This is a genomic window from Paenibacillus sp. JJ-100, assembly GCF_948329825.1.
Taxonomy (GTDB): Bacteria; Bacillota; Bacilli; order Paenibacillales; family Paenibacillaceae; genus Paenibacillus.
The window spans coordinates 738679-753197 of the sequence record NZ_CAOJCM010000002.1; the positions used below are offsets into that span (position 1 = coordinate 738679).

General features: G+C 45.1%; 11 protein-coding genes. 3 read left to right on the plus strand and 8 right to left on the minus strand.

What is annotated here, in order from left to right; genetic code table 11:
* Nucleotides 1-27: 27 nt before the first annotated feature.
* The 5 genes from PQG66_RS10040 to PQG66_RS10060 form a co-directional block, all read right to left on the minus strand.
* The gene (locus PQG66_RS10040; protein ID WP_272037543.1) at nt 28-321 is read right to left on the minus strand and encodes a YlaN family protein; all 294 of its coding nucleotides are present in this window, start codon (nt 319-321) and stop codon (nt 28-30) included.
* Nucleotides 322-539: 218 nt separating this feature from the next.
* A complete protein-coding gene (locus tag PQG66_RS10045; protein WP_095290222.1) occupies nt 540-785 on the minus strand; it encodes an HPr family phosphocarrier protein in 246 nt (81 codons plus the stop codon).
* A gap of 96 nt (nt 786-881) precedes the next feature.
* Nucleotides 882-1997 carry an aminopeptidase gene (locus tag PQG66_RS10050; RefSeq protein WP_272037544.1) on the minus strand — a complete coding sequence of 372 codons (1116 nt, stop codon included), beginning with the start codon at nt 1995-1997 and terminating at the stop codon, nt 882-884.
* Between the two features lie 108 nt (nt 1998-2105).
* Nucleotides 2106-2963, minus strand: a complete 858-nt coding sequence (locus tag PQG66_RS10055; RefSeq protein ID WP_272037545.1) for a hypothetical protein — start codon at nt 2961-2963, stop codon at nt 2106-2108.
* 168 nt (nt 2964-3131) lie between these two features.
* Nucleotides 3132-5108, minus strand: a complete 1977-nt coding sequence (locus PQG66_RS10060) for a sensor domain-containing diguanylate cyclase (protein WP_272037546.1) — start codon at nt 5106-5108, stop codon at nt 3132-3134.
* A 463-nt stretch (nt 5109-5571) separates the two neighbouring features.
* On the opposite strand from PQG66_RS10060, the gene rpsD reads away from it, so the two are divergent.
* Together rpsD and PQG66_RS10070 are read left to right on the plus strand one after the other, a co-directional pair.
* Nucleotides 5572-6171 carry a 30S ribosomal protein S4 gene (gene rpsD / locus PQG66_RS10065; protein ID WP_272037547.1) on the plus strand — a complete coding sequence of 200 codons (600 nt, stop codon included), beginning with the start codon at nt 5572-5574 and terminating at the stop codon, nt 6169-6171.
* 398 nt (nt 6172-6569) lie between these two features.
* Nucleotides 6570-9671, plus strand: a complete 3102-nt coding sequence (locus tag PQG66_RS10070) for a transglycosylase domain-containing protein (RefSeq protein WP_272037548.1) — start codon at nt 6570-6572, stop codon at nt 9669-9671.
* Between the two features lie 151 nt (nt 9672-9822).
* Here PQG66_RS10070 and acsA read toward each other — a convergent pair whose 3' ends face one another.
* Entirely contained in the window at nt 9823-11547 is a 1725-nt protein-coding gene (acsA, locus tag PQG66_RS10075; RefSeq protein ID WP_272037549.1) for an acetate--CoA ligase, read from the minus strand.
* Between the two features lie 270 nt (nt 11548-11817).
* Between acsA and PQG66_RS10080 the strand changes: the two genes are divergently transcribed.
* Nucleotides 11818-12450 (plus strand): GNAT family N-acetyltransferase, encoded by a 633-nt coding sequence (locus tag PQG66_RS10080; RefSeq protein WP_272037550.1) that lies wholly within the window; start codon nt 11818-11820, stop codon nt 12448-12450.
* A 121-nt stretch (nt 12451-12571) separates the two neighbouring features.
* On the opposite strand, the gene PQG66_RS10085 is transcribed toward PQG66_RS10080, so the two are convergent.
* Complete coding sequence (locus PQG66_RS10085; RefSeq protein ID WP_272037551.1) at nt 12572-13267, minus strand: 5'-methylthioadenosine/adenosylhomocysteine nucleosidase; 696 nt, start codon at nt 13265-13267, stop codon at nt 12572-12574.
* Between the two features lie 168 nt (nt 13268-13435).
* Nucleotides 13436-14443, minus strand: a complete 1008-nt coding sequence (gene ccpA / locus PQG66_RS10090; RefSeq protein ID WP_272037552.1) for a catabolite control protein A — start codon at nt 14441-14443, stop codon at nt 13436-13438.
* Nucleotides 14444-14519 lie beyond the last annotated feature (76 nt).

A 14519-nucleotide genomic window follows, 5' to 3' on the forward strand; every position in this document is an offset into this window, starting at 1 on the left:
TTCTATTCTGACCCGCGCGATCGCAGGCTATTGCTGATTCTTTTTGTTCAAGGCCTCATATAAAATCGCCAAATTCCGCTCAAGCGCACTAACCATCTGCTTACCTGTACCTTCTGGAAGGAGTCCCGCACGGACAGCAAAATCAACTTCCTTGGAGAACCCATACATCTGTGTATCCAATACTTCCTCATAGAGAGGGCAGTAGCGGGTAGCCAGATTCTCCATCTGTACTTCAATAAGCTTCTGTATTTTATCTGCATCTTCTTGAAGAAGACTGATCGCTTTCAGGTTCAGCTGGTCCTGCAGATCAGATGAAGTCATGCATCATTTCCCCCCTATGTCCCAAAAATCGCGTAAAGACGTTCTACCTCTAATATTAGACGAAATGCAGAGCTAATACAAGAACCTGACCAAATTAACCATATCAGCCACACGCTCTGCTACAGCCTATTCTTCATTTTTAATTTGTATGGAAATCACGTTATACCCTGCTACTATTAAAAACACCCCTGCCGTACGGCAGAGGTGTTCTGACACTGTTATTCAGATGCGATGCTTACATTCAGACCATGCTTTGCAAAAACTTCAGACATCGCTGCCTTCGCTTCATCAGCATCTGGGCCATGAACATGCAGTTCATAACTGTGCGTACTGATCAGCGTTGTAAACAAACCCAAAATACTTTTCACATCGATATACTTGTTCTCTGAATGAAGCACGATTGAAGAAGTAAACTTGCCTGCTGTTTGAGCAATTTCCACTACAGCCGCGTTATTACTCGACATAGGAATCCCTCCGTCTTTTCACTTTTGGTATCATCTATTAATTACCACTACATGATACCGTGAATCCGCTTTCCTAGCAACTGCAAAATCCAGTTCCTATTTCAACTGGTCAGGATTCAGACATTCCAGCTCAGGAATGACAAAGATACCATCTTTACGAATCAGCACGTCATCGAAATAAATCTCTCCGCCACCGTAATCTGGACGCTGAATCAATACGAGATCCCAGTGAATGGATGAGCGGTTTCCGTTATCTGTTTCTTCATATGCCTGACCTGGCGTAAAGTGAAGGCTACCCGCTATTTTTTCATCAAAAAGAATATCTTTCATGGGGTGCAGAATATGTGGATTGAAACCAATTGCGAACTCACCAATATGACGCGCACCTTCGTCTGAGTCCAAAATTTCATTCAGACGTTTCGTATCATTACTGGATGCCTCAACAATTTTGCCATCCTTGAATGTGAATTTGATATTCTCGAACGTAATTCCGTTATACAGCGTTGGTGTGTTATAACTAATCGTTCCGTTAACGGAATTGCGCACAGGTGCGCTGTATACTTCGCCATCCGGGATGTTCTTCTGCCCTGAACACTTCTCTGCACCGATATCTTTGATGGAGAAGCTCAGATCCGTGCCGGGTCCTGTAATTCGCACTTTGTCTGTGCGTTTCATGAGATTCGCGAGTGAATCTTGCGCTTTGTCCATTTTCGCATAATCCAGATTACATACGTCGAAGTAAAAATCTTCAAATGCTTCTGTGCTGGTATTCGCTAGCTGCGCCATGCTTGCGTTAGGATAACGGAGCACAACCCATTTTGTATGTTTAACTCGCTGTTCGCTATGTACCGGATGGGAGTATAGAGCGTTGTATAGCTTCATCTTATCTTCCGGTACATCGGATAGATCATTCACATTCTCTCCGGCACGAATACCGATGTAACATTGCATTTGTTTCATACGATTTAGATCAATTTCTGCCCACGTTTTCATCATTGCTTCAGTGGCATTTCGCAACATCGCACGTTGCACAGTTCGATCCGTCAACTGAACAAAAACGTTGCCGCCTTTTTTGCCTACTTCTTCGATTATGGCATTGAGCAAGTCGCGCTCTGATCCAATCATTTCAACCAATACATTTTCGCCGGGCTGTACATCAACAGAATAACCTACCAGGTTAGCTGCAAGTTTCTGAATTCTCGGGTCCTTCATTCGATAAATCCTCCTGTCGTCTGCCATTCATGAATTGAACAACGGTAAATTACGTTACTATTGTAGCACGCACCAGGCATCCCGTCAGCAGGCAGTCACAGGTTTTATTTATTGATATGATTTAAAATTCACATCGGTTACCAAAGCTTCAACCTTACTTTGACTATTATTATCTGTGTACTTCACCTGACTCTCAGAAGAGAGACGCATTGGCAAACTGGTTTTTCGATCTACCGTAAGATGATACACCGTTTGCACCTGAGCCTTTTGAATGAGCTGCTGCATCGTATCCTCCCCCTGCTGCCAAACCTTATAAAGTTCTTGCTCCAGCTTCTCCTTGTTCGCACCCTTCACACGATTCGCTTTGTTCTGATATTCTGCCCGAATGGCATTCATCTCGTCTGACAGCTGGCTAGCAGCCCAATTCTTCGCTTCCTCCGGAGCTATCTCAATCCGTAGTATTCTTGTTTGGCGACCCGATCCATATTCCGCTTGAATCGTTTTTTTCATACTGTCGATCTTCTCTAGTTGGTCAATCGGATTAAAACGGGATAACGATCCACGCAAAGGCTCATGCTGCGGCGTTAAAGCAGACCACTGTCCTTGCTTCCGTTCATAAGTCGCACTGAAGCCGCTGGGTTGACCCTGATTGTTCACCGCATTCTTATTGACTCCTGAGCTCACTGCGGTCACGGCACCTGGTAACCGAGTCTGTAATGTCAGCCGATCATGATCCTCCAGTTTGCCTTCGAATTTGAATTGGTTCTCAAACATCCCATTATTCTCACGTCTTAATCCTACTTGCCCCTCAAACATCAAAGCCTCTTTCCCTGCTATGCCGGATAACGCCAAAGAAAACACTTCTTCCGGCGTTCGATCATGCTTGAGCATCCCGCAGCCTGGAACCGTAACAAGCACGAAACACAGCACGAACGATAAAGGAAACATGTACAGGCGGGTCAGCATATCTATTCCACCTCTCAGTCATTTTCTCCATAGATTGCCCCCACAATATACACTTATACTTGATTGTTTTAAGATCTTGGAATGATCTTGATTTGAATTTTCAACCTTATTGAACTTTCTCCAAAAATAAAAAGAGAGAACTCATTCCCATAACGGGACGATTCTCTCTTAACGTGTAACTTCCTGATCCTCTATAACAATTCGATTTCGCCCTCCGTTTTTCGCACGATACAACGCCATATCAGCTCGATAAAACAGGGACTCTACACTAACTTTCTCATCCATCCAGTTCCACTCAGCAATGCCACTTGATACGGTAACGGATGGACGGGTCTCTGCCTCAACTCTAGTTCGGATCTGCTCAGCATAGAGAAGGGCCTGGTGAATTCCAAGCTGCGGCAAATAAATAGCAAGTTCTTCTCCTCCCCATCTCGCACAGATGTCCTCCGATCGGACCGAACTTGTAACAATGTCACTTACCTGTTTCAATACCTGATCTCCTGTCTGATGACCAAAGGTATCATTCACCTGTTTAAACTGATCTATATCCACTACAATCAGTGAACCACAGTGATCATGGGATTGATGCTCATGAATAATGCTATCTAAGTAATGTCTTATATACAAGCCGGTCAACATATCCAGATTCGCTAATCGCCTCACCTCGGCGTGCAACGTTGCATTCGTAAGAGCAAGGCTAATGTGGATAGATAACATCTGTAAGAGCCTGTAATTTTCATATGAGAAGAAGTGCTCTCTCTCGTGCGCAAGCAAAATAACACTTTTCACCTGCCCATCGACTCGAACCGGGGAAGCGATTAAAGACATTGCTCCGGTCATTTCCATAAAACTGGAGGTCACCTTATCAAACTGTGTGTAGTCAGATATAATCAAAGGTTCTTCTGTCTGATACATATAACCCGCAATCCCCGAGTCCACTGGATAAGTTCGGTGACGTATTTCTCTCACATTCGTAGACATCACCTCAAATCGATTCGTACTATCATTCAACTGTAATATGCTGCAATACTCAGCTTGAAATATGTTTTTGAGCTCCTCCGCGGAAAACTCATAAATCTCCATTAGTTGCAAACTTCTATTCAGACGCTGTGTCAGATCATTGATCACACGTAATTCCTGAATCAGCATTTGGGATTGTTCATGAAGTTTCGCATTTTCAAAAGCTGTCCCCGCGGTGTCCGTCATCATGGCAATCAGCTGCAGATCCGAATCTTCAATCAATTCCTCATTCATTTCGATATGAAATACACCATAGATTCCTTGCTTACCCTTCAGTGGCAAACCCACTTCAATAATTCGTCTATCCAGAGCTTCAGATCGGGAAACAATTAACTTGCCTTCCATAAAAGAACGGACACAAATATCTTCTCCACGTTCCTGTAGAAGGAGGGGTTTGATCCTCGGATTAGAGTTTTGCTGATCCTGAGACATATATAGCGTAATATCTGTAGACGGGTAGAGATAATCTATACTTACAAATACTTCCTCCAATATTGTCCCCACATCCATCTTGTCATGCATTCGCTGTACGATCTGCAACAGAATAGATCTCCGATGCTCTTCTCTAGCTGTTTGTTCATGCACATGCAACAAGTCCGTCATGAATATGTATTCAAATCTTCGGTAAAAGCAGGTGCGGTAATGCAATGCCTCAGATCGAACCACAGCTTCTGACATTTCGGAGCGGCTATCTTTCATAGCTACAGCAACGAACACAGCAAACATATCTCTATTTATTCTGGAAAACAAAGGCTCAGCAATTAACACATAATCTCCATTTGCGCTATTACCGTTTATTGACAATGTCTTTCCCTTATCAGCACACCCCAAAACCATCGAACGTACATTGATATCCGAATTTGTATGTTGTCCTTCTACAACCATGCCTTCTAAATTCCACACACTGTATACAACTCCAGAGTTGTCTGATACTTTATGGTTCATCCAATCGTTATACGCTTGTGCTAACAAACTACTTAAATATGAGAAGTCAAAAGGGGTTATATCCATCTTTTGCATCCACAACACATGTTCGTCATGAGATGGAAGCACTGTAAACGATGTGGAATCGCCCGCACTTCGCGAATTCAGGATAGCTGGTAAACTTCTTAGATGTTCCAACATGTCAGGCGCTCCTTTGCACCGTTTATGCATCCTGACAGGATGCATTAAACTGCATTGATTATCGCAAAACTGCAAAACTATCGCGAAAGCTTGATGCATTTGATTGTTCAAAGTTAAGATACCATCTATTTTACTCTGTTTGAAGCTTTTTTTCATCCATATTCCAGAAAATCGTCCCATCTTTTTGGGCCTAATGACCTATCGACAAATTTAGACTTTTTTCTTTCTTTATGTAATACTTGACTTCAACCTTTTCAAGATGTAAAATAAGTTGTTGATAAAGACTACTAAACGGTCTTTAAATTTGGGCGTTACCGGTTGTGTCACCCTCATTCTTTTTGTTGCTTTCAGGACAGCGGCTGAACTTTCCTGATCGTTCTATGCGAGGCCAAGCCCGCATCAACAAATTGGAGCGCAAACAGAGCCCTATATGAACTTTAACTAAAAAGGAGCTACTTTAAACATGGCACGTTACACTGGTCCTAAATTTAAATTAAGCCGTCGCCTCGGCATTTCCCTGAGCGGAACAGGCAAAGAATTGAAACGTCCTTTCCCTCCAGGTCAGCACGGAGCTAACCAACGCAGAAAAATGAGCAACTACGGTATGCAGTTGCAAGAAAAACAAAAATTGCGCCACATGTACGGTTTGGGTGAAAAACAATTCCGCACATTGTTCTCCAAAGCGCAAAAAATGCAAGGTATTGCCGGTGAGAACTTCATGTTCTTGCTTGAGTGCCGCCTTGACAACCTCGTTTACCGCCTTGGCTTTGCTAACTCCCGCGCTGGAGCGCGTCAATTGGTAGCACACGGTCACGTAACTGTAAACGGCAAAAAAGTTGATATCGCTTCTTACCAAGTAAGCACTGGCGATATTATCGGCTTGCGTGAAAAAAGCCGCGGTCTGACTTCCGTGAAGGAAGCTCTGGAAAACCGTTCGCATCTTCCAGCATACGTTGAATATAACGAAGCAGCTGTAGAAGGTAAATTCATTCGCTTGCCTGAGCGTGCAGAATTGTCCCAAGACATCGATGAAAAACAAATCGTCGAGTTCTACAACCGTTAATCGTTACATTACAACAAAAAGACAACTGTTCGAGAATTTCTCGGCAGTTGTTTTTTTTACTTTTCCCTCCTCACGGAAATCCAATCCCTCTTACGACTAGAATGCCTACCTATTCCCAATATCTTCATCAGAACAGAACGGATGCCATGGTTCAGAGCGTGATTCGAGAGTGATGTAAGAAATTCCATTTCACATTCGCCCTCATTAGGCTGGTTCGCTTCACGTCGCAGAGGCATTTTTCTTTATTTTTCAACTCATGGAAAGTCCTCCGATTCCACATGCTATATATCACAATCCATCCCAGATTGGCAAATTTCGACCAAACCTTGTATTTCTCAGGCATGCAAACAGGTCTTTTTATGCTATAATTAATGCTGTTAAAAGGAGGAAGACACTGAATGGTTGATGTTACTAAGAAAAAGCCTGAAGAACAGCCTGTCCGCAAACGCAGCTTTGCCCGCAGACTGGGCAGTTTCGTCAAATGGATGGTAGTGCTTGGAGTAATGGGCATATTGTTCGTAGGCGGAGCTCTCATGGGTTACGTCAGTTCCATCGTCAAAGACGAACCTATTCGTTCCAGGGCCCTGATTGAACAAAAAGTCAGCGAAAACTCCATCACAGGCTTTGCTTACTTTTCTGACGGCAGTCCGATTGGTCAACTGCGTACAGAAGAAGATCGGCGTCCGGTCACCTTTGACCAGATTCCACAAAAGGTTATTGATGCTGTTATTTCGATTGAAGACAATCATTTTTACGAACATAAAGGTGTAGACATGAGCGGAACACTCCGCGCGGTAAAACAGAAAGTACTAAATGAATCCGTGCAGACAGGCGGAAGTACACTTACGCAACAATTAGCAAGACGTGTCTTTCTGAATCTTGATCGTACGGAAGATCGTAAAGTGAAGGAAATTTTACTATCCCTTCGACTGGAACGTTTTCTAACGAAAGACGAGATCATGACTGCCTATCTGAATAAGGTACCTTTCGGCAATGGTTCTAGCGGTTACAATGTTTATGGAATCAAAGCTGCTGCCAAAGGTCTGTTTAATATTAATGATCTCGAAAAGCTTAACATTGCTCAAGCAGCCTATCTGGCCGGCTTACCGCAGTTGCCCTCCTCCTACTCCGCCTTTAATGGTAAAGGCGATTTTGTAGAGGAGAATTTTAATCGTGCCATTAATCGTCAGCATCTTGTCCTTAGCCGTATGCTTGAACTCGGCAAGATTTCACAATCTGATTATGACGAAGCTCTTGCCTTTGATATCAAAAGCTCGCTCGCTCCCAAAACCATTAAAGCTTATAACACTTATCCATACCTTATGATGGAAACGGAACGACAAGCGGCACAAATTATTATGAAGCAACTGAGTGCGGACAAATCAAAAGCGGCAGACAAAGACACAGATGCCCAGTTATCTCAAAAAGAAAACAGTGCACTGCTTGAGGAAGCTCAGACTCAGCTTCGTACAGGTGGATATCGCATCTATACGACAATTAACAAAGACATCTACAAAACGATGCGTAACATCGCTGAGGACAACAGCAATTTCTCTGCAGACGATCCTGTCAAAGGAAAAGAACAGACAGCTGCAATCCTCATCAATCACAAGACCGGGGCAATCCTCGGCATGATTGAAGGCCGAAGCTTCCAAGATGAGCAGATGAACTATGCAACGCAGATGATTCGTCAGCCTGGTTCAACAATGAAAACCATTGCGGCTTACCTGCCTGCTCTGGAAGAAGGGCTTGTTCAGCCAGCCTCGATCATTGATGATGCACCCATCATTTTGAAAGACGGCCCTAATGGGTACCATATTGCCAAAAACGCAAACAACCGCTACCAGGGATTGGTAACCGCTCGCAGAGCTTTTAATTACTCCCTGAACATACCGGCCCTGAAGCTATTTAATGAGGAAGTCGGAATCGAAAAAGCCTGGACTTTCTCGAAGAAGCTTGGAATCACCACAATTCAGAAACAGGATTATCAAGCACAGACTGGTGTTCTTGGCGGACTCCAATATGGTGTAACGGTGGAAGAACTAACAAGTGCATATGGTGCAATTGCGAATAAAGGGGTATACCACGATTCCTATATGATTAGCAAAATTGTGGATTCCCAAGGGAATATCGTATATAAACACGAAAGTGAACCCGTACGGGCTTTCTCAGAGCAAACAGCTTATCTCATGACCGACATGTTGCGCACGGTTATATCCGAGGGTACAGCTGATAAAGTACGAGAAAACTACAAGTATCGTTCCAGTGTGCCGATTGTTGGCAAAACGGGTTCGACCCAAAACTATGCCGATGTCTGGTTTGAAGGATACACACCAGATGTCACACTGGGGGTATGGGTTGGTTACAAGCAGCCGGTGAATACACTGGAAAACAGAACGCAGCGCAAACGCGCTCAAGTGCTCTGGGCCAAAATTATGAATGAAGTGATAGAGACAAAGAAAGATCTCTTCGTCACAGACTCATTCAAAAAACCTTCAGGCATTGAAACGCGAACTGTATCAGCTTATAGCGGCAAGCTTCCAACATCCCTGACCGATAAATTTGTGACGGACATCTTCAATAGCAAGTTTATTCCTAAGGAAAGCGATGATGCTGTCGCTAAAACCAAATATATTACGTACAATGGTGTAAACTACATTCCGCGTGATGAAACACCTGCGGATATGTTGAAGGAAAAAACCGTTGTCAAGCGTAAAAAGCCTATTTCGGATCTCATTAAGGAGCTGCAAAATGCGTTCAAACGGATGAGCCGACATGAATCACTTGCATACTACCTGCCAGAGGATGCGGGCGCTGATCTCCCTACTCAGATTGATCCGCGCACCGATAATGGCAAAGCACCTGATGCGCCTAGCAATGTGCGCCTATCGATTTCAGGAGAGCGTGCATCGATCACGTTTAATGGCACACCTGAAAATGACGTTGTCGGATATCGCCTATATCGTTCCGTTAACGATGGAGGCTTCCAGAATCAAGGTCAAGTGGTACTGTCAGGTGAGAACAGATCTTTCTCCGCCTACGCAACCCTAAGCGGCAACTTTAAATTTTATGTTACTGCCGTAGACGTTGCAGGCAAAGAATCTGCGCCGAGTGCGATTGTGAGCAGTAAAGGTATTACACCACCTGAGACGGATATCAATGAACCGATAAACGTCCCTGGTACCGTGGTGACACCTGAAGAGACAGCGAGTGATACTCCACCCGCAGCCCCTCCAAGTACACCACAGCAGGTCAGTGTTTCTGCACTTTCTCAAGGTCTCCGGATCCAATGGTCCTCTAACCCGGAAGCAGATAATGTGCAGAGCTATACTGTCTTCTACAGCGAGACAGGGTCTGGACCTTTCACCCAAATCGGAACGACATCAGGTACAAGTTTGGACTATGGTGTACCAGCTTCAACCAGTGGCTGGTTTAAAGTATCGGCTAGCAATAGCAGTGGGGAATCCGCACCATCTGTAGCGATACAATATCAGCCTTAATCAGGTACAGTCGCAAGCAATATGAACAACAAAAAAAGCCGCATGTCCGTGCATTACAACGGACATGCGGCTTTTCATATGTGAGGTGAGGAACACCGGTTATATTGCGTATTTTAGCTCTAAAACCTGACCTCGTAACTGTGTTCATTACTTAGTCCTCAATCGTAGATAAGTCACCTGTTGGCAGATCAAGCTCCCACGCCTTCAACACACGGCGCATGATTTTACCTGAGCGAGTTTTAGGCAATTTCTCCTTAAATTCAATCTCACGTGGTGCTGCATGAGCAGACAAGCCCTCTTTTACAAATCGATAGATCTCTTCCTTCAGCTCCGGCGTTGCCTCATACCCCTCACGAAGCGCGACAAAAGCTTTAATGATCTCTCCCCGTGTCACATCCGGTTTACCTATTACCCCAGCCTCAGCAATCGCTGGATGCTCGACCAGCTTGCTCTCCACTTCAAACGGCCCAATCCGCTCACCAGATGAGTTAATGACATCATCAATGCGTCCTTGAAACCAGAAGTATCCATCTTCGTCCATATATGCTGAGTCTCCAGATACATACCAGCCAGGCAGTCTGAAGTATTCCTCATACTTGGCTGGATTGTTCCAAATTTTCGCCATCATGGACGGCCAAGGTGTGCGAATAGCCAAATTACCCATGCTGTAAGGCGGAAGCTCTTGCCCACGATCATCAATAATTGCTGCTTCTATCCCTGGTAACGGACGCCCCATCGAACCTGGTTTAATCGGCATACCTGGATAGTTACAGATTAACTGCGCTCCCGTCTCGGTCATCCACCACGTATCGTGAATCCGCTGACCATAGGCCTTCCATCCCCAACGAACCACTTCCGGGTTGAGAGGTTCGCCTACTGACATGACATGACGCAAGCTGCTCAGATCATGCTGCGCAATCGTTTCATCCCCTGCGCCCATCAGCATCCGGAACGCTGTCGGTGCACTATACCATACACTTACCTTATTTTTCTCAATCGTACTATACCAGTCTTGTGGGCTGAAACGACCGCCACGGATCACATTGGTTACCCCGTTAAGCCAAGGAGCAAAGATACCATATGAAGTACCGGTTACCCAACCAGGATCAGCGGTGCACCAATAAACGTCATTTTCCCGCAGATCAAGTACAACCTTGCCTGTATAATAATGCTGAATCATTGCATTCTGAACATGGTATACACCTTTCGGTTTCCCTGTAGACCCCGAGGTATAGTGAATCAGTAGCCCATCTTCCCGCGTCAGCCATTCGACTTCCATATCATCCGACGCTGCAGTCATCTCCGCCTCAAAATCAATAAGCCCCGCTTCAGACTGTGGACCACCGCCAACGACAAAAATATGCTTCAAATCCGGCAATTCGGAACGTTTGATGCGTCCCAGCAGCTCTGGTGTTGTTACCAATGCCACAGCTCCACTGTCTTCCAGCCGATCCTTCACTGCTGTTTCCATAAAGGCCTCAAATAAAGGACCAGCTACCGCACCCACTTTCAGAATACCGAGCAAACTGAAATACAGCTCAGGACTTCGTGGCATAAAAATAAAAACGCGGTCTCCCTTGACTACGCCGTATTTACGCAAAACATTGCCGAAACGGTTAGATTGCTCGCTCAGATCTGCGAAAGTATAGGCTTCTTCGCGGGAAGCATCGCTGTACAGCAATGCCGTCTTCCCCCCTCTGCCTTCCAGGACATGACGATCAATCGCTTCATGTGCCATATTCACTTTCCCGCTGGCGTGCCACGTAAAGTGCCTTTCTACCATTTCCCAATCGAACTGGCTTCTTGCTTCCGTGTAATCGCCCAGATTCGATTCAGACACCACCGTTTGCAGCATCTCATTATGTGCTTGACTCATGCTTGCCAGCCTCCTTCAACTCGACATTTCGATTCCCTTCAGGGTCATTCGTATTGCCTTTAATTGTTGACTGAACTTCCAGTTAGCGCTTACATTAGTAGAGAGAACTTCTCATCATGTACTTGCCTGACTCAAACAATGCACTCAAACGGTGTTGAATTGTGAACATTTTTTGTCAACGCAATTATAACAAATTGGATCAAACATCGTCTATGGCTTTTCAACTTTTCGATTTTTTGCTATAAGTAGGGGGAGAAAGGAGTATGAACCATGGAGCATATCAAGGAGCATCACATGCGTTCCATCTTCAAGTCCGATCACCGAATTACGGTTGAGGGACCTGTGCCCGGGGAACAGATCATGGGACTGGCATTTCACCCCGATCTGGATGCATTTCGGCGCCCAGCAGAGCAACAAGAAGCCCTTGCCGAGATTGCCAGCTTGCCAGAAGGACGAATTATTATTGCCCACGAAAATGGGGTAATCATCGGATATGTCACTTTCCATTATGCAGATGAATGTGAACGCTGGTCCGAAGGCAACATGACAGACCTCATTGAGCTTGGAGCTATCGAAGTCGCAGACGAATACCGCTCGCTCGGTGTAGGCCGGGAAATGCTTCTTACCGCAATGGAAGATAAGTATATGGAGAACTATATTATTTTCACAACGGAGTATTATTGGCACTGGGACTTGAAGGGAAGCGGACTGTCCGTATGGGACTATCGTAAAATGATGGAAAGGCTCATGCAAAACATTGACATGACTTGGTATGCCACAGATGATCCCGAAATCTGCTCCCATCCTGCGAATTGCCTTATGGTTCGGATCGGCAGTCGAGTACCCATAACCTCGGAGGAACAGTTTGATCGTGTCCGCTTCCGTCATCGGTTTATGTACTAAAGGAAACGGTGTGAATTGAATACATAATAAAAAACCGCCTTGCAGAACGCTCTCCATGTTAATGGAGTAGATCTGAGAGGCGGTTTTATTGGTTATCTGTCTGTTGGTTCCATTGTTCCGTTCACATATGTTCAAGCATATACTCAACGATGCGGTGGGAACGCTGTGAAGACTGCACGGTGAATTCGGCAAAATTCACATGTGCGGAGCCATCAGCCTTGTCGGACATACTGCGCAGCACGACGAAGGGCACACGATTCATGTAACATACTTGTGCAACTGCTGCCCCCTCCATCTCGGCACATGCTCCGTCCATCTCCGTGTAGAGCATGTTTACAGTCTCTTTGCTCGCAATAAACTGATCACCAGACAACACCTTGCCAATTCGGTATTGAGCCCCTTGCGCCTTACAGGCCTGTTCAGCCAGCGAAATCAATGAAGGCTCCGCCGGGAATGCTGAAGTCTCCTGGTAGGGTATCACCCCTCGCTCGAATCCCAGTGGCGTTACGTCCATGTCATGCTGTACACATACCGAAGAGATGACCATATCACCAATGTTCAGCTCTGGATGAACGGCTCCGGCTACACCTGTGAAGATCACCCGATTCACTTGAAAACGATCAATCAGAATCTGTGTAGTAACCGCTGCATTCACTTTCCCCACACCTGACTTGCATACCACAATCTGCTTACCAAGCCACTCACCAGCGACATACGTAATTCCCGTCTGTTTCACCGTTTCGTGATGTTTCATCCCTTGAAGCAAAAGCTCAACTTCCTCATCCATGGCACCCATAATCCCTATCGTTTCAAGCATTGTTGTTGTATCCTCCCTGTCTATGATTCGCGTATGTGAAGATATCAGAGTATTACAAATGCCGTTTTCAGCACAAAAGCCCCGTTTCCGGAGCTTCTGCACAACGACACTCTATGTAGAGAGAATACCTTCTCCCTTTCTATTGATTCACTTCAGTAAATAAACAGATTAACCCACGTGGCTTACAGACAGACGAAGAATCGTTTCATGTGGCAAAATCACTCTCGGATTCTCCACATTTTCCTTCTTCATCAGCTTGGTTAGCAAACGCATTGCTACCGCACCCAGGTCATACATTGGCTGGGCAACTGTCGTTAACTGCGGACGTACCATAGAAGCCATACGGATGTTATCCACGCTTATGATCGAGAAATCATCCGGTACTTTCAGTCCATCATCCTGAATACTATGGATCGCACCAATGGCCATTTCATCCGTTGCAGCAAAGATCGCTGTCGGTTTTTTCTTGAGTCCAAGGAAATATTTCATCGCTTCCACACCGGATTCATAACGATAGTTACCGATGCGTACCAGATCCTCCTGATATTCGATGCCTGCCGCTTCCAGTGCTTTCTTGTAACCTTGGAAACGTGCAAATCCGTTCGCTGGGTCTTGCAGTGTACCACTGATCATTGCAATTTCTCTATGACCGTGGCGAATGAGCGTACTTACGGCATCAAATGCAGCTGCTTCATGGTCAATATCAACGGAAGGGAATGTGCCCTTCTCGTCACTCGTTGCACACAATACGATAGGTACTGCAGCAGATTGAAACGCTTGAATGTGCTCATCTGTTACCGTTCCGCCCATGAAAAGCAATCCGTCGACTTGTTTTTCCAACAACGTGTTGATAACGCGAATTTCTTTTTCCTTCTTCTTGTCCGCATTACACAAAATAATATTGTAGTGATACATATTCGCGATGTCTTCGATTCCACGGGCAATCTCCGCAAAGGTAGAGTTAGAAATATCCGGAATAACAACTCCAACCGTTGTTGTCTTCTTGCTTGCTAGCCCCCGGGCCACCGCATTCGGACGATATCCGAGCCGCTCAATTGCTTCATATACTTTTTTCCGCGTCTGCGGTTTGACATTAGGGTTATTGTTAACTACCCGTGATACCGTTGCCATAGAGACTCCGGCTTCACGTGCCACATCATAAATGGTTACCGTCACAGTACTTCGCTCCATTACCAGTAAATTTTCATTCCATTTTCATTAAGGTTTATATTACGACAAATTATTGCATTAA

Coding starts and splice junctions, on each gene's coding strand:
- PQG66_RS10040 (WP_272037543.1), bottom strand. CDS start 321: ATGACTTCATCTGATCTGCAGGACCAGCTGAACCTGAAAGCGATCAGT.
- PQG66_RS10045 (WP_095290222.1), bottom strand. CDS start 785: ATGTCGAGTAATAACGCGGCTGTAGTGGAAATTGCTCAAACAGCAGGC.
- PQG66_RS10050 (WP_272037544.1), bottom strand. CDS start 1,997: ATGAAGGACCCGAGAATTCAGAAACTTGCAGCTAACCTGGTAGGTTAT.
- PQG66_RS10055 (WP_272037545.1), bottom strand. CDS start 2,963: ATGCTGACCCGCCTGTACATGTTTCCTTTATCGTTCGTGCTGTGTTTC.
- PQG66_RS10060 (WP_272037546.1), bottom strand. CDS start 5,108: ATGTTGGAACATCTAAGAAGTTTACCAGCTATCCTGAATTCGCGAAGT.
- rpsD (WP_272037547.1), top strand. CDS start 5,572: ATGGCACGTTACACTGGTCCTAAATTTAAATTAAGCCGTCGCCTCGGC.
- PQG66_RS10070 (WP_272037548.1), top strand. CDS start 6,570: ATGGTTGATGTTACTAAGAAAAAGCCTGAAGAACAGCCTGTCCGCAAA.
- acsA (WP_272037549.1), bottom strand. CDS start 11,547: ATGAGTCAAGCACATAATGAGATGCTGCAAACGGTGGTGTCTGAATCG.
- PQG66_RS10080 (WP_272037550.1), top strand. CDS start 11,818: ATGGAGCATATCAAGGAGCATCACATGCGTTCCATCTTCAAGTCCGAT.
- PQG66_RS10085 (WP_272037551.1), bottom strand. CDS start 13,267: ATGCTTGAAACGATAGGGATTATGGGTGCCATGGATGAGGAAGTTGAG.